Annotated in this window: 14 protein-coding genes; 9 read left to right on the top strand and 5 right to left on the bottom strand. The window is 72.5% G+C overall.

Features of this window, described 5'->3' with window-relative positions:
• The first annotated feature begins 41 nt into the window (after window positions 1–41).
• Window positions 42–602, top strand: a complete 561-nt coding sequence (locus tag DFJ69_RS03150; protein WP_147312193.1) for a hypothetical protein — start codon at window positions 42–44, stop codon at window positions 600–602.
• A gap of 21 nt (window positions 603–623) precedes the next feature.
• Here the strand turns inward: DFJ69_RS03150 and msrB are convergent, their stop codons facing one another.
• Window positions 624–1,025 (bottom strand): peptide-methionine (R)-S-oxide reductase MsrB, encoded by a 402-nt coding sequence (msrB, locus tag DFJ69_RS03145; protein WP_116021085.1) that lies wholly within the window; start codon window positions 1,023–1,025, stop codon window positions 624–626.
• Between the two features lie 106 nt (window positions 1,026–1,131).
• On the opposite strand from msrB, the gene DFJ69_RS03140 reads away from it, so the two are divergent.
• Entirely contained in the window at window positions 1,132–2,211 is a 1,080-nt protein-coding gene (locus DFJ69_RS03140) for a DNA polymerase domain-containing protein (RefSeq protein WP_116021084.1), read from the top strand.
• A 129-nt stretch (window positions 2,212–2,340) separates the two neighbouring features.
• Here the strand turns inward: DFJ69_RS03140 and DFJ69_RS03135 are convergent, their stop codons facing one another.
• Window positions 2,341–4,323 (bottom strand): Xaa-Pro dipeptidyl-peptidase, encoded by a 1,983-nt coding sequence (locus DFJ69_RS03135; protein ID WP_245973966.1) that lies wholly within the window; start codon window positions 4,321–4,323, stop codon window positions 2,341–2,343.
• A gap of 302 nt (window positions 4,324–4,625) precedes the next feature.
• Here DFJ69_RS03135 and DFJ69_RS03130 point away from each other — a divergent pair, with 302 nt between their 5' ends.
• Together DFJ69_RS03130 and DFJ69_RS03125 are read left to right on the top strand one after the other, a co-directional pair.
• On the top strand, window positions 4,626–5,123 hold the full coding sequence (locus DFJ69_RS03130; protein WP_245973964.1) for a GNAT family N-acetyltransferase: 498 nt from the start codon (window positions 4,626–4,628) through the stop codon (window positions 5,121–5,123).
• A 222-nt stretch (window positions 5,124–5,345) separates the two neighbouring features.
• A complete protein-coding gene (locus DFJ69_RS03125; RefSeq protein WP_116021083.1) occupies window positions 5,346–7,034 on the top strand; it encodes an alkaline phosphatase D family protein in 1,689 nt (562 codons plus the stop codon).
• A 49-nt stretch (window positions 7,035–7,083) separates the two neighbouring features.
• Here DFJ69_RS03125 and DFJ69_RS03120 read toward each other — a convergent pair whose 3' ends face one another.
• Window positions 7,084–8,172 (bottom strand): ATP-dependent DNA ligase, encoded by a 1,089-nt coding sequence (locus DFJ69_RS03120; RefSeq protein ID WP_116021082.1) that lies wholly within the window; start codon window positions 8,170–8,172, stop codon window positions 7,084–7,086.
• A gap of 33 nt (window positions 8,173–8,205) precedes the next feature.
• Here DFJ69_RS03120 and DFJ69_RS03115 point away from each other — a divergent pair, with 33 nt between their 5' ends.
• Complete coding sequence (locus DFJ69_RS03115; RefSeq protein ID WP_116021081.1) at window positions 8,206–8,928, top strand: dihydrofolate reductase family protein; 723 nt, start codon at window positions 8,206–8,208, stop codon at window positions 8,926–8,928.
• Here the strand turns inward: DFJ69_RS03115 and DFJ69_RS03110 are convergent.
• Window positions 8,907–9,629: a pyrimidine reductase family protein gene (locus tag DFJ69_RS03110; RefSeq protein WP_116021080.1), complete on the bottom strand. Its 723-nt coding sequence runs from the start codon at window positions 9,627–9,629 to the stop codon at window positions 8,907–8,909. The two genes, DFJ69_RS03115 and DFJ69_RS03110, sit on opposite strands and share 22 nt — an antisense overlap.
• A 58-nt stretch (window positions 9,630–9,687) precedes the next feature.
• Here DFJ69_RS03110 and DFJ69_RS03105 point away from each other — a divergent pair, with 58 nt between their 5' ends.
• The 4 genes from DFJ69_RS03105 to DFJ69_RS03090 all read left to right on the top strand — a co-directional run bounded on the left by DFJ69_RS03105 (window position 9,688) and on the right by DFJ69_RS03090 (window position 12,667).
• The gene (locus tag DFJ69_RS03105; RefSeq protein ID WP_170177525.1) at window positions 9,688–10,239 is read left to right on the top strand and encodes a SigE family RNA polymerase sigma factor; all 552 of its coding nucleotides are present in this window, start codon (window positions 9,688–9,690) and stop codon (window positions 10,237–10,239) included.
• A complete protein-coding gene (locus DFJ69_RS03100; RefSeq protein ID WP_116021078.1) occupies window positions 10,236–10,931 on the top strand; it encodes a hypothetical protein in 696 nt (231 codons plus the stop codon). The genes DFJ69_RS03105 and DFJ69_RS03100 overlap by 4 nt, the downstream gene beginning before the upstream one ends.
• 164 nt (window positions 10,932–11,095) lie before the next feature.
• On the top strand, window positions 11,096–12,130 hold the full coding sequence (locus DFJ69_RS03095) for a peptidoglycan-binding domain-containing protein (RefSeq protein ID WP_116021077.1): 1,035 nt from the start codon (window positions 11,096–11,098) through the stop codon (window positions 12,128–12,130).
• Between the two features lie 126 nt (window positions 12,131–12,256).
• The gene (locus tag DFJ69_RS03090; protein ID WP_116021076.1) at window positions 12,257–12,667 is read left to right on the top strand and encodes a hypothetical protein; all 411 of its coding nucleotides are present in this window, start codon (window positions 12,257–12,259) and stop codon (window positions 12,665–12,667) included.
• Between the two features lie 13 nt (window positions 12,668–12,680).
• Here DFJ69_RS03090 and glgX read toward each other — a convergent pair whose 3' ends face one another.
• The gene (gene glgX, locus DFJ69_RS03085; protein WP_116021075.1) at window positions 12,681–14,783 is read right to left on the bottom strand and encodes a glycogen debranching protein GlgX; all 2,103 of its coding nucleotides are present in this window, start codon (window positions 14,781–14,783) and stop codon (window positions 12,681–12,683) included.
• Between the last annotated feature and the right edge of the window lie 112 nt (window positions 14,784–14,895).

Genomic DNA, 14,895 nt, shown 5'->3' with positions numbered 1-14,895 from the left:
CCCGCCTGCGCGGCGGCGGACGCGGGGCTAAGGTTCCGATCGTGACCGACAGAGCCCGTGGCCGCCACGCCAAACCTCCGTCGAAACTCGGGGCCCAGTGCGATCGAGTCATCGACGCCGTGCTGATCGAACGGAATCGTCGCAAGTTGTTCGCCTTGGGCACCGGCGCGGTGTTCGGGGCGTTGCTGGCGATGGGGGCGGCGATGTGGCTTCCGGACCGGCCGGGGCGGCTGGACGCCGGCGCCGCCGCGCGGCAGGGCCCCGCGCTGCTCCCCGCGCCGATGGCCGGCGACCCGGACGACGTTCCGGCCGCCGTCGCGTACTACCGCGTCAAGGACCCCGGTCGCGAGGTGGCGGGGCACGTCCGGGACGTCCGCCGCAGCGGCTCGTTCCTGCGGGTCTACACCGACCTGCGGGAGGCGGACCAGAACTCCCGGCTCGCGATCTCGCTGTGCGAGTGGACCGCCGAGTTCCTGCGCGAGCACGACGGCGAGGGCGCGCCCATCGTCTTCGTGCACGCCAAGGAGAACGACAACGGCCACGTCGTCCTCGCCAACAAGCAGAGCGCCGTCGACGACTGCCGCGTGGGCGATCACCGTTGAGCCCGGGGCCCCGCCGGGTGACTACTCGGCGGGCTCCAGGCTCAGCGAGACGCTGTTGATGCAGAACCGGTCGTCGGTCGGCGTCTTGTACCCCTCACCGTGGAAGACGTGGCCGAGGTGGGAGTCGCAGCGGGCGCAGCGGACCTCGGTGCGGAGCATCCCGTGCGAACGGTCCTCGATCAGCTCCACCGCGTCGGAGTCGGCCGGGGCGTAGAAGCTCGGCCAGCCGCAGTGGGAGTCGAACTTGGTCTCGGACCGGAACAGCTCCTGCCCGCAGGCACGGCAGCGGTAGACCCCGATCGTCTTGGTGTCGGTGTACTCGCCCGTGAACGGCTTCTCGGTGCCGGCCTCGCGGAGCACGCGGAACTCCTCGGGGCTGAGCCGGGCCCGCCACTCGTCCTCGTTCTTGTGGACCTTCTCCATGCCTCCGACAGTACCCGGCGCGGGTCGGCGGCCGCGGGGGCGATCTTCCGAGCCTCGACCGTCCGTTGCCTCGGGCCTGTCGGTGGCGTGGCGTAGCGTGCAAGACATGGCTTCGCCGTACATCGAGATTCCGGTCGGGGACCGCAAGGTGAAGGTGTCCAACCCCGACAAGGTCTACTTCCCTGAGCGCGGATACACCAAGAGGGACCTGGTCGAGTACTTCCTCGCGGTCGGGGACGGCATCGTGCGCGCCCTGGGCGACCGGCCGACCACGCTGGAGCGCTGGCCGGGCGGGGTGTTCGAGGGCTCCCGGATGGCCACGCGGGAGGACTACGCCCGAGGCCAGGCGGGCCTGCCGGGGGAGAAGTTCGACGCGTTCTACCAGAAGCGGGTGCCCAAGGGGGCCCCGTCGTGGGTGCGCACGGCGCGGATCACCTTCCCCAGCGGCCGCACGGCCGACGAGGTCTGCCCCGACGAGCCCGCCGTGGTGGCCTGGGCCGCCAACCTCGGGACGCTGACCTTCCACCCCTGGCCGGTCCGCTCCGGCGACGTCGACCACCCCGACGAGCTGCGCATCGACCTCGACCCGCAGCCCGGGACGGACTTCTCCGACGCCGTGCGCGTGGCGCTGGGCCCCGTCCGCGACCTGCTGGACGAGCTGGGCATGGAGGGCTTCCCCAAGACGTCGGGCAAAGCCGGTGTCCACGTCTACGTGCGCATCGAGCCCCGCTGGACCTTCACCGAGGTCCGCCGGGCCGCCCTCGCGTTCGCCCGGGAGATCGAGCGCCGCGTCCCCGCCGAGGTCACCAGCCGCTGGTGGAAGGAGGAGCGGGGGGAGCAGGTGTTCTTGGACTACAACCAGAACGCCCGTGACCGCACCATCGCCTCGGCCTACAGCGTCCGCCCGCTGCCGCACGCCCCCGTCTCCGCCCCGGTGACCTGGTCCGAGCTCGCCGACGTGCAGCCCGAGGACTTCACCATCGGCACCATGCCCGCCCGTTTCGCCGAGATCGGCGACCCGCACGCCGCCATCGACGACCGCTCCTTCTCCCTGGAGCCCCTGCTGGAGCTGGCCGACCGCGACGAACGCGAGCACGGCCTCGGTGACGCCCCCTACCCGCCCAACTACCCGAAGATGCCCGGCGAGCCCAAACGCGTCCAACCCAGCAAGGCCCGCGACGACTGACCGCCCCCGCCGCCCACCACGCTCCCGGTGGTGCGGGGTCCGGCGACCGGTCGGCGGGCGCGTTTCGAGGATGTTCGCGAGGGGAGCCGCCGCCCTCGGACGTCCCGGGGGCGGCGGCTCGGTGGTGGGTCAGTGGAAATGCTTGGGCTGTCTGGGCAGGTCGACGTGGGTCGGGCCGCGCCAGGTGGACCGGGGGCTCGGGGGGAGCAGGTCGGTGGGCGGGGTGGCGCCGAGCACGACGGGGACGCTGATGGACGTTCCGGCGAGGTCGATCGTGACCTCGGCTCCGGTGGGGGTCTCGGTGTTGTAGTCGGCGTCGGTCCCGGCCAGCACCAGGGCGATGCGGTGCCCGGGCTTGAACAGGTAGTCGTGCGGCAGGGTGTTCCAGCGGACGTCGTGATAGCGGCCCGGGGTGAGCGGGGTGGGATCGCTGAGCGAGGTGCGGTTCTGGGCGTCGATCCAGCCTCGGGCCACCACGTTGACGGGGGAGGTGGTCGTGGTCGTCTCCGTTCGGCGGTAGCAGGCGTCGTCGTCGGGGGTGGACTCGCCGTGGCAGCTCTCGGCCGTCAGCGTGCGGATGCCGGAGCCGGGGCCGAGGTAGTCGACGCGGGTGTCCTCGCCGTAGTCCACCAACAGCGCGGTGAGGTTGGCGGTGGGCCGGTCCAGCCTGACCCGGAGCCTGGCGGTGGGCGTGCCCGAGAGCCGGGCCGGTCTGGGCAGCGGCGCGGACACGTACGCCAGCCGGTGGGGGCGCGGGGCGGTGGGGTCGGCGACCAGGTCCGCCTCGCTGAAACCGGCGCCGTCCGGGCCGGGCGCGTCGGTGAACGTGCCGGTGAGGCCGTGCGGCGCGGGCATGAGGCCGAGGGTTCCGCCGTCGCCCGGGCGCAGGGTGATCGGGGCGGCGTCCGGCGCGGGCCAGTCCGCCTGGGCGATCCAGGCGTTCGGGGCGATCTCGACGTCGGCGCGGGGCTGCCGCATGATGTCGTTGCGGACGCCGTGCAACTCGTGGTCGAACCACTGGTGCAGGGTCCGCACCCAGGTCTCCCGGCGGAAGTCGAACGGGTCCACGTGGCCGTACTGGGCGATCCACACCTTGCGCGGGACGTTCCTGGCGGCGAGGCCCTTCCACCACAGGGAGAAGTGGTCGGCCTTGACGTTGAGGTCGTTGACGGTGTGGACGGCGAACACGCTGGCCCGCACGTTGTCCACGTCGCCGACCGGGCCGGAGCGGTAGTCGGTCTCGGCCCAGTAGCGGTTGTGGTTCCCCGTGGCGTCGTCCTCGCCCTCGTCCATCGCGGCGCGGACGGGGGCGCACTTCTCCGCCGGGTCGGTGTCGACGTAGTCGGCGAGCCACGGCTGCTCGTCGGTCCAGTACTTGACCCCGTTCATGCGGCTGTAGCCGTACCAGCCGCTGATGGCGGCGATCGGGACGATGGTCTTCAGGCCCTCGACGCCGGTGGCGGCGACGCCGTTGGCCAGCGTCCCGTCGTACGACTTGCCGATCATGCCGGCCGCCCCGGTGGTCCAGGTGGCGTGGACCCGGCCGCCGTCGGGCCGATATCCGGCGGCCCGTCCGTTCAGCCAGTCGACGACCGCCTTGCCGCCCGCGACGTCGGGGGGCCCGCCGCTGGTGGGGCAGCCGTCCGAACGGGTCGTGCCGATCATGTCGATGGCCAGGAACGCGTAACCGCGCGGCACGAAGTAGTTGTCGTAGAACAGCGGGAACGTGATCGGGTTCCCGTCGGCGTCGTACCGCTTGCGCTCGCTCTCGTTGCCGCGTCCGGCGTTGTCGTAGTACGGGCTCTCGTCGATGATGACGGGGACCTTGAGGCCCCGGGCGGTCTCCCGGGGACGGATGACGTCCACGTTCACCAGGTCGCGCCGGCCGTCCCCGTCGCTGTCGACGGGGGACTCGACCAGCACCCGCTCGCGGATGGCGTCCCGGTAGGAGAAGACCGGCTGGGTGACGCCGTTCCTCACCTCGATCCGCGCCTCTCCCCGCGATGGCGGACCGGCGTGCGCGACACCGCCCGTCGCGGTGACCAGGGACAGACCCGCGAGGACGGCGAGCCCGGCCCTGCGGGGGGTTGATCTCAGGGGACTCCTCGGCAAACCGCACCTCCAGAGGAAAAGCTCTCAAGGAGGCACGCTGTTACAGGACCGACACGCGGTAAAGGTGGGAACCCTACGAAGTCGACGGAGTTTTTGGCAACACTTGTCGTTTGCCCTGGACAGGCCCTGTCCGTAACGGGGGTTTCGCGCAGGCCGTTGTCGCTCGGCCGGATGGCCGGCCCCGGTGCGGGCACCGGGGACGCGAAGGGGGCGCCGGTCACTCCCCCCAAAGCCCGGCGCCCCCCTCTTCTACGGTACGAGTGATGGCGCGACCAGCCAAAACGGTCAATAAGGTGGTCGCCGTGGAGATCACACCGATGGTGACCGAGCACTCGGGCGAGGTGCTCGCCATCTTCCGCGACGGGATCGAGGGCGGCGACGCCACGTTCGAGACGGCCGTGCCGGCGTGGGACGACTTCTCCGCCGGAAAGCTCCCCGACCATCGCTTCGTCGCCCGCGACGCCGGTCGGATCCTCGGCTGGGTCGCCCTGTCCGCGACCTCCTCCCGTCCCGTCTACCGCGGCGTCGCCGAGATCTCCGTCTACGTGGCCGCCGACGCCCAGGGACGCGGGGTGGGCCGCGCCCTCATGGACGCCGTGATCGCCTCCTCCGAACGCGCCGGGATCTGGACCCTGCAGGCGGGCGTCTTCCCCGAGAACACCGCCAGCCTGCGCCTGCACGAGGCGTTCGGCTTCCGACGGGTCGGCGTCCGCGAGCGCCTCGGCCGCCACGACGTCGACGGCCGCTCCCGCTGGCGCGACGTCGTCCTCTTGGAGCGCCGCAGCGCCACCGTCGGCTGAGCCCCGGGGTGCGGGGACGGGGCGGAGACCGTCTCCTGTCCTTTTCGGGGGTTTTCGGCTGGTGAAATAAGGGGATTTCGTCACCGGACACCGAGGGGCGCCCACCGCGGGCAACATGACGGCTCGCGTTGGAGAGGGCGTCACCTGTGCGGTGCTGGGCGGCCACCGGCCTTCGTGAGGCTGACGGGCGGTCAATGCCCGACTCCTCCCGAAAGGTCACTCATGCCCGACGGTCGTACCGCACTCAACCGCCGGACCTTCCTCGTCACCACCGGGCTGGCCGCAGGCGCGGCCGGCACGGCCACCGTGCTGTCCCCGCCCGCCGCGCAGGCCGCCCCGCAGAGCCGCTCACTCGGCGCCGACCCGTTCACGCTGGGCGTCGCGTCCGGCGACCCCGACCATGACGGCGTCGTGCTGTGGACGCGGCTGGCGCTGCGCCCGTTGGCCGAGGACGGGCTCGGCGGCATGCCGTCCCGCATCGTCCCCGTGCGCTGGGAGGTGGCGGAGGACGAGCGGTTCCGTCGCGTCGTGCGACGCGGCGCCGTCTCGGCCCGACCGGAGTCCGCGCACAGCGTCCACGTGGAGCTGAACGGCCTGGAGGCCGGACGCGACTACTGGTACCGCTTCCGCGTGGAACGGTACATCTCCCCGGTGGGCCGCACCCGCACCGCGCCGGCCCGCCACTCGTACGGCCCCGCGCTGGCCATGGCGTTCGTGTCGTGCAGCCAGTTCGAGCACGGCTACTTCACCAGCTACCGTCGGCTGGCCGAGGAGGACCCGGACCTCGTCCTGCACCTCGGCGACTACCAGTACGAGTACACGAAGAACACCTACACCATCCCCGGCGGCAACGTCCGCGACCACGACGGGCCCGAGACCGAGACCCTCGCCGGGTACCGGCAGCGGCACGCCCAGTACAAGAGCGACGTCGACCTGCAGGCCGCGCACGCCGCCGCCCCCTGGCTGGTGGTGTGGGACGACCACGAGATCGACAACAACTGGGCCGACGAGATCCACGAGAAGCCGGAGATCCCGCAGCCGAGGTTCCTGGAGCGCCGCGCCGCCGCGTTCCGCGCCTACTACGAGAACATGCCGCTGCGCCGCACCTCCGTTCCCCGGGGCATCGACATGCAGCTCTTCCGGCGCGTGCAGTGGGGCAAACTGGCGACGTTCCACATGCTCGACACCCGCCAGTACCGCGACGACCAGGGCTGCGGCGACGGATACCGCGACTGCCCGGCCGCCGTCGACCCCGCGCGCACCATCACCGGGGACGAGCAGGAGGCGTGGCTGCTCGACGGGTTCCGCGAGTCCCGCGCCCGCTGGGACGTCCTGGGCCAGCAGGTGTTCTTCGCCCAGCGCGACAACAACGCCGGGCCCCTCAAGGTGACCAGCATGGACGCCTGGGACGGTTACGTGGCCTCCCGCGAGCGCATCACCCGGGGCTGGTTGGACGCCGGCGTCCGCAACCCGGTCGTGCTCACCGGTGACGTCCACGCCCACTGGGCCAGTGATCTGAAGGCCGACTACGACGACCCGACCTCCAGGACCGTCGGCTCGGAGCTGGTCGCCACGTCCATCTCCACGGGCGGCGACGGCAAGGACTCCAACCCCGCCGACCACGCGTTCCTGAAGATCAACCCGCACCTGCGCTTCTACAACAACCAGCGCGGTTACGTGATGACCCGGATCACCCCCACGGAGATGAAGGCCGACTTCAAGGTGGTGCCGTACGTCCAGCGGCCGGGCGCGCCGGTGCACACCAAGGCCACCTTCGTCATCGAGGACCGGGTCCCCGGTGTCCAGCAGACGTACCTGCGTCCGCTGGACCAGGCCCGGACCGCCACCACGAGCATCTCCCCGGAGGACCTCGGTCGCCGGACCGTGCTCGACGAGACCGTCCGCCCCTGAGCCTCACCCCTTCCCCAATGCCGTGACCGGTCGGGTGCGCCCCGGCCGGTCACGGCCCGGGTCGGGCGCCGTTGCCGCCGAAGACGTCGTCCAGGTCGTACGCCACCGGGACCTCCAACTGCTCGTAGTCGCACGACGCGGGCGTGCGGTCGGGCCGCCAGCGGCGGAACCGGGCGGTGTGCCGGAACCGCTCGCCCTCCATCGCCTCGTACGCCACCTCGCAGACCAGGTCGGGCCGCAGCGCCACCCAGGACAGGTCCTTCTTGCCGCTCCACCGGGACACCGCCCCCGGCATCCGGTCGGCGGCGGCCGCCTCGTCCTGCCGCGCCCACGCCTCCCACGGATGCCCGGCGAGGTCGTCCATCCGGTACGGCCGCAGCTCCTCGACCAGCTCGGCGCGGCGCTTCATCGGGAACGAGGCCGCCACCCCCACGTGTTGGAGCGTTCCCTGGTCGTTGTAGAGGCCCAGCAGCAGCGACCCGACGATCGGCCCCGACTTGTGCCAGCGGAACCCGGCCACCACGCAGTCGCAGGTGCGCTCGTGCTTGACCTTGAACATCAGCCGCTTGTCGGGCTCGTAGGTGATGCCGCGCGGCTTGGCGATCACCCCGTCCAACCCCGCTCCCTCGAACTCGTCGAACCAGCGCAGCGCCGTCTCGTAGGAGTCCGAGGCGATCGTCACGTGGATCGGCGGCCGCACGTCGGCCAGCAGCGCCTCCAGCAGGGCGCGCCGCTCGCCGAGCGGCGTGTCCAGCAGCGCCTGGTCGCCCACCGCGAGCAGGTCGAACGCGACGAACGAGGCCGGGGTCGTGTCGGCCAGCATCCGGATCCGCGAGGCGGCCGGATGGATCCGCTGCTGGAGCATGTCGAAGTTGAGCACCTGGCCCTGGCGGAGGACGATCTCCCCGTCCACCACGCAGCGCTCGGGCAGCTCCCGCTTGACCGCGTCGACCAGCTCGGGGAAGTAGCGCGTCAGCGGGCGCTCGCCGCGGCTGGACAGCTCGACCTCGTCGCCGTCCCGGAAGACGATGCAGCGGAAGCCGTCCCACTTGGGCTCGTAGAGCAGATCGCCCTCGGGCATGGTCTTGACCGCCTTGGCCAGCATCGGCGCCAGCGGTGGATTGATCGGCAGGTCCACAGACCCATCCTGCCTCATCGGTAATCTCGGGTCATGCGCCGCCTCCTGCCCGAGCCCGCCGGCCCGATCGACCCTTTCACCGCATACCGCCAGGTCACGGACGTCTGGCTACGGGTCGGCATGGTGCTCAGCGCCGACGGGTCGGTGACCGACGAGGAGGGCTGGAGCGCCGGGCTCGGCGGGGCCGCCGACATGGAGGTCTTCCGCACGCTGCGGGCGCTGGCCGACGCGGTCCTGGTCGGCGCGGCCACCGTCCGCACGGGCCGGATGGGCCCGGCGCGGCTCCGCGCCGACCTGCGGCGGCGGCGCGCGGCGCAGGGCTCGGCCGGGCCCGCGGCGATCGTGGTGGTCAGCCGGTCCCTCGACCTCGACTGGTCGCTGCCGCTGTTCACCGCCGCCGAGACGCCGACGATCGTGGTCACCTCGAACACCGCCGCCGGCACGGTGCCCGCCGGCGTCCGGGCGATCGGCGTGGACGACGACGGGGGCCTCGACCTGGCGGCGGCCGTGACGCGGCTGCGGGACGACCTCGGCCTGGCGCACCTGCTGTGCGAGGGCGGCCCCGCGCTGACCACCTCGCTGCTGCGGGCCGGCCTGGTGGACGAGCTGTGCCTGAACATCGCGCCGACCCTGATCGGCGGGCCGCATCACACCCGGCTCCTGAACGACCTGGGCGGGCGGGCGGAGCTGGGCCTGAACGCCGTCTACACCGCCGACGAGGTGCTGTTCCTGCGCTACCTGGTCGGCCGCGTGTAACGCAGGAACAGGAAGTCGTCCTCCTCGTACAGACCCGCCAGCCGGAGCCTGCCGGGCTCGGGGAGCGGCGGGCCGTTGACGATGCGGGACGGGTCGCCGGCGATCAGCGTCGGGCTCAGCGTCAGGCACAGCTCGTCCAGGACCCCGTCGGCCACGGCGCGGGCGAGGATCATCGGACCGCCCTCGCACAGCAGCCGCCGGTGGCCGCGCGCCGCCAACTCCTCCACCGCCCGGGGGAAGTCGATGCCGTCCCGACCGGCCACGATCACGTCCGCCACCCGCTCGGCCGCCCTGCGCAGGTCGGCGGGCGCGGTCTCGGTGGTCAACAGCAGCGTCCGGGCGTCGGCGGGCGCCCGGGTGAACAGTGGCGCGTCCAGGTCCAGCGCCAGCCGCCGCGAGACGACCGCGAGCGGGGGAGTGGACGGCCGGTCGCCGCGCAGCACCTCCCAGCCGGGCCCGGACTCCACCGGCCCGTACCCCTCGACCCGGACGGTCTCCGCCCCTACGATCACCGCGTCGGCCATTCCCCGGAGCGCGGCGAACAGCCGTCGGTCCCCGGGGGAGCCCAGGGCCTCGGTCCGGTCGCCGTACCAGGCGGCGCCGTCCAGGCTGGAGATCATGTTGGCGCGCAGCCAGATGCCCTCCGCGGGCTGGGCGTACGCCTCCTGAAGGCCGACGAGATCGGCGGGCAAGGAACGCATGGGACAACCATCTCAGCCCTCCGGACGTGTTGTGAGTGGGGTGCCTGGAGGGAGATCAGTGGACGATGACGCCGAGTTCACCGCGTTCGTGCGGGACCGTGGGCTGGAGCTGCTCCGCCTCGCGGTCGCGCTGACCGGGGACCGCGACCAGGCCGAGGACGTGGTCCAGGGCGCGCTGGAACGGCTCTACGGCAGGTGGGGCCGCGTGTCGCGGCGCGGAGACCCCGGCTGGTACGTGCGCCAGAGCATCGTCAACGCCGTCCGCGACGGCTGGCGGGGACGGCAGCGGCACCCGGAGGTGCTGGGCCTGGCCGCCGACGAGGGCGCCGGGGCCTCCTACGCGCCCATCGAGGAGATGCTGACCCGCGACGTCGTCCGGGGCGCGCTCGCCGAGCTGCCGCCGCGCCGCCGGATGGTGATCACGCTGCGGTACTGGGGCGGTTACACCGAGGCCGAGACCGCCCGGCTGATGGGTACCACCGTCGGCACCGTCAAGAGCCAGGCGCACCGCGCGCTGCGGGAGCTGCGGGCCCGGCTGGAGTCGGCCGACCCCGCCGAACCGCCCGCGCCCGCCGCACCGGCCGCCGCCGGCGCTGGGGCGTCGCGATGAACGAGGGCGCGGGGCCCGGTGAGCTGCCGAGGCTGATCCGCGAGACCCTCGACGAGGACGTCCGAGAGCTGGCGTTCCCGGAGACCATGACCGACCGGGCGATCCACGGCGGCCGGGCCCGCCGCCGGCGGGGTCGCACCCGGACCCGGGTGATCGCCGGGCTGAGCGTGTTCTCCGGCGCGGCCGTGGTGGGCGCCGTGGTGCTGCTCCCCGTCTCGGGGGCGGGCGACGGCGAGGACACGCTCGGGCGGCGGCACGCGGGGCCCCCGGTGAACGCGCGGGCGTCCGCGTCGGCGGTGGTCGTCCCGCGCGAGCTGATCCGGGTCGGCTACCTGCCGCGCGGTTGGCGGCAGCGCCCCGCCCCCCAGGGCGTGGTGGTCCGGCCGCGTCACTGGTACGCCCGGTACGCGCCCGCAGGTCGGGCGGACGGGCCGACCATCGAGTTCATGGCGAAGCCGACGACCGCCGGGCTCGCCGAGGTCCGGCGCACGATGCGGCTCACGGGGGTCCGGCCGACGGCCTTCCCGATGCCGGTGGGCCGGGCGCTGATGACGTCGAAGGCGGTCCGCGCCCTTCGTGAGATCCACGTGTACTGGGCCCCCCGCGACGGGGTGCTGATCACCGTGCGCGCGTTCGGTGTTCCGGCGGCGGAGCTGCGCCGGGTGGTCCGCGGCCTGCGCGTCGCCCCCTGACGGGGCCCCGGCCCCTACGCCGTCCGTCCGGTTCCGGCAAGGGGTCCGGCGTGGCCACGTGAGGCCCCTCGGCGTCCCTTGAGTTCGTAGGTTTTCTCCCGGATCTTCAGAGGCGAAGGTCAAAGGATCACCCGGCGGACCCCGCCGCCGGGGAGGGGAGAACCATGACGCTTCGCCGGACCGCCGTCCTGTCGTCGGCCATCGCCACCGCGGTCGCCGCCCTCTCGGCCACCGCACAGCCCGCTCAGGCCCGGGCCGCCGACTTCGCCTCCACCGCCCGCACCGCCGTCGCCGAGGCGCTGCCGGGCCACACCCCTCGCGAGAACCTCAAGACGATGCGGCCGTCGCCTCTGAAGAAGTCCCTCGAGTTCCGGTGGGAGACGGCCACGTTCACCGGACGGGGCCGTGTCATCGTCCTGGCCAGAGGCGTCGGCGCGGTCCGGGAGGCGACCCGGGCCCAGCTCACGCCCGGCGCCCGCGTCATCGCGACGACGGGTCTGCGGCGGCCCGGCGCCGGCACCCGCCGGGCCCTGGTGACCTCGACCGCCGACGTGTGGGGGCCCGGCCTGACCGAGCTGTCGTGGAGCGAACGCCGTGGGGTCACCTACCGAATATCGGTGCGGGGTCCGGTGACGCAGCCCGAGCTGGTCCGACTGGCGCAGGCGCTCCCACGAGACCGCAACACCGTCTCCAAGGCCGTCCGTGCCCTGGTCGCGAAGGCCGCACCGCCCGTGCGCCCGGCCGATCTCGACCGTCCGGGACCGGGGGGCGCGTCCGCCCAGGGCACCGGCAACAAGATCGTCGATGGGTCCGGCGGCCAGAACGACGACCTCACCGACGAGGCCACCCTGTGCAACGGCTGCTCCTACTGGAACGGCAACTGGGCCGGGATGTGGCAGCACCTGATGTACGCCGAAGGGAAGCTGTACTACTCGGAGATCGACTGCCAGTTCGGGTCGAGGACCGCGTCGGCGACCGTGAGTTGGCAGCGTGCGGAGGGCCTTGCCGCCGACGGCATCGTCGGGCCGGACTCGCGGGGGCGGGCCGACAACTACCTGACGATGTCCCTGGACGGTTACACGGTGACCTACGTGGGCGCGGCCCGCCACGCCGAGTTCGCCCGGATCGCAGGCCACTACTACAAGCAGGGTGCGAAGATCACCTACGGCTACGGCGGCGGCATCGTGCCCGGCTGCTGAGGACTCCGGCGTCGCGGCGAGCACGGTGCGGTAACGGTTTCAGGCCGCTACCCGTACGAAACGGTCATGCCGTCCAGGCGGTGGAGGACACTGCCAGGAATCGGAAGCGACCGGAGGAGGCACGGGTTGAGGTTCGCCGCGCTCGCCGCCTGGCTGCTCGCCGCGGCCGTGGGAGCCTACCTGCTGGTGATCGGGCCGGCGCGCGAGGGGCCGTTCCGGCAGGCGACCAAGGTCACCCGGTATCCGGCGGTCGTGGTGCTGGGACACCCGCTGTGCGCGCTGGCCGGACTCGCCCTGTGGACCGGGTACCTGGGCACCGGTCGCGCGGTCTACGCCTGGAGCGCGTTCGGCGTTCTCGTCGCGGTGGTGATGCTCGGTGTCACGCTGTTCACCCGTTGGCTGGTCGGAGGGGGCGGACGGCACGCCCGCGGCGCCGAGCACGCCTTCCCGACGGTCGCGGTGCCGCTGCACGGGCTGGCGGCGGCGGCGACGTTCGTGCTGGTGCTCCTCACCGCGCTCGACGGCGACCGCCCCTGACACCCGGCGGCGGTCACAGGCGGCGCAGCACCACCATCGACCGGCCCGCCACCTCGACCACGCCGTCGGCCTTGGCGGTCCGGCGGTCCGGCAGGCCGTCCGGCGCCGGGCTCGCGGTGTCGAGCGCGTACTCCCACCGGTCGCCGAACTCCGCGCGCGGCAGGGTGAACTCGACGAACTGCGAGTGCGCGTTGATGAGCAGCAGGAACGAGTCGTCCCGCACCGGCCGGCCGCGCGGGTCCGGCTCGCTGATCGCCTCGCCGTTGAGGAAGACCCCCAGCGACTTGGCGTAGCCCGCGTGCCAGTCGTCGTCGGTCATCTCCTCGCCCGCCGGGGTCAGCCAGGCGATGTCGCCCAGCTCGCCGTGCCCGCCGTGGCCCTGGAAGAACCGCCGCCGCCGGAGCACCGGATGCTCCCGCCGCAGCCGCGCCAGCCGCCGGACGAACTCCAGGTCCCCGTCGCCGGCGCTCCAGTCCACCCAGGAGATCTCGTTGTCCTGGCAGTAGGCGTTGTTGTTGCCCCGCTGGGTGCGGCCCAGCTCGTCGCCCGCCGTCAGCATCGGCACGCCCTGCGACAGGAACAGCGTGGCCAGGAAGTTGCGGCGCTGTCGGGCCCGCAGCTCCTGGACCTCGGGGTTGTCGGTCGGGCCCTCGTAGCCGCAGTTCCAGGAGCGGTTGTCGTCGGTGCCGTCGCGGTTGCCCTCGCCGTTGGCGTCGTTGTGCTTGTGGTTGTAGGCCACGAGGTCGGCCAGGGTGAAGCCGTCATGACAGGTCACGAAGTTGATGGAGGCGATCGGCCGGCGACCGTCGTGCTCGTACAGGTCCGAGGACCCGGTCAGCCGCGAGGCGAACTCCGGCATCGCCGCGTAGCCGCCCCGCCAGTAGTCGCGGACCGTGTCGCGGTACTGGCCGTTCCACTCCGTCCACAGCGGCGGGAAGTTGCCGACCTGGTAGCCGCCCTCGCCGACGTCCCACGGCTCGGCGATCAGCTTCACCTGGGAGACCACCGGGTCCTGCTGCACCAGGTCGAAGAACGCCGCCAGCCGGTCGACGTCGTGCAGCTCCCGGGCCAGCGCCGAGGCCAGGTCGAACCGGAACCCGTCCACGTGCATCTCGATGACCCAGTACCGCAGCGAGTCCATGATGAGCTGCAGGGCGTGCGGGTGGCGGACGTTCAACGAGTTGCCGCAGCCGGTGTAGTCGAGGTGGTAGCGCTTGTCGTCGTCGCGCAGCCGGTAGTAGGCGGCGTTGTCGATGCCCCGGAAGCACAGCGTGGGGCCCAGGTGGTCGCCCTCGGCGGTGTGGTTGTAGACCACGTCGAGGATGACCTCGATGCCCGCCTTGTGCAGGGCGCGCACCATCGCCTTGAACTCCAGCACCTGCTCGCCGCGCTGCCCCGAGGAGCTGTAGGCGTTGTGCGGGGCCAGGAACCCGATGGTGTTGTAGCCCCAGTAGTTCGTCAGCCCGCGCGCCACCAGGGCGTGCTCCGGGATGCTCTGGTGGACGGGCATCAGCTCGACGGCCGTCACCCCCAGGTCGACCAGGTGGTCGATCATCGCCGGATGCGCCAGCCCCGCGTAGGTGCCCCGCTGCGCCTCGGGCACCGCCGGGTGCAGGCTCGTGAGCCCCTTGACGTGGGCCTCGTAGATCACCGTCTCGTGGTACGGCACGCGCGGCGGCCGGTCGTCGCCCCAGTCGAAGAACGGGTTGATCACGACGTTCTTCGGCATGTAGGGCGCGCTGTCCTCGGGATTGAGCACGTCCGGGTCGCCGAACCGGTACGAGAACAGCGCCTCGTGCCAGCGCACCTCGCCCTCGATCGCCTTGGCGTACGGGTCCAGCAGCAGCTTGGAGGGATCGCAGCGGTCGCCGTGCCGCGGCTCGTAGGGGCCGTGGACCCGGTACCCGTACCGCTGACCGGGCCCGACACCCGGCAGGTAGCCGTGCCACACGAACCCGTCGGTCTCCGGCAGGTCGCACCGCGTCTCCACGCCGTGCTCGTCGAACAGGCACAGCTCCACCCGCGTCGCCGCCTCGGAGAACAGCGCGAAGTTGGTGCCGGTCCCGTCCCAGGTGGCCCCCAGCGGGTACGCACCGCCGGGCCATACCTCCGGCATGCTCGTCCACCCCTCGGCTCGGTGTCGACAACGGTCCCCGATTGTTCCTTACCCGGCCCGCCCGCGTGGGCGGCACGGAGGGACACACATGTTTACCCGACGGCAGGACTTT

This window comes from Thermomonospora umbrina (genome assembly GCF_003386555.1).
GTDB classification, from domain to species: Bacteria; Actinomycetota; Actinomycetes; order Streptosporangiales; family Streptosporangiaceae; genus Thermomonospora; species Thermomonospora umbrina.
This window is presented reverse-complemented; position numbering and strand designations above follow the sequence as displayed.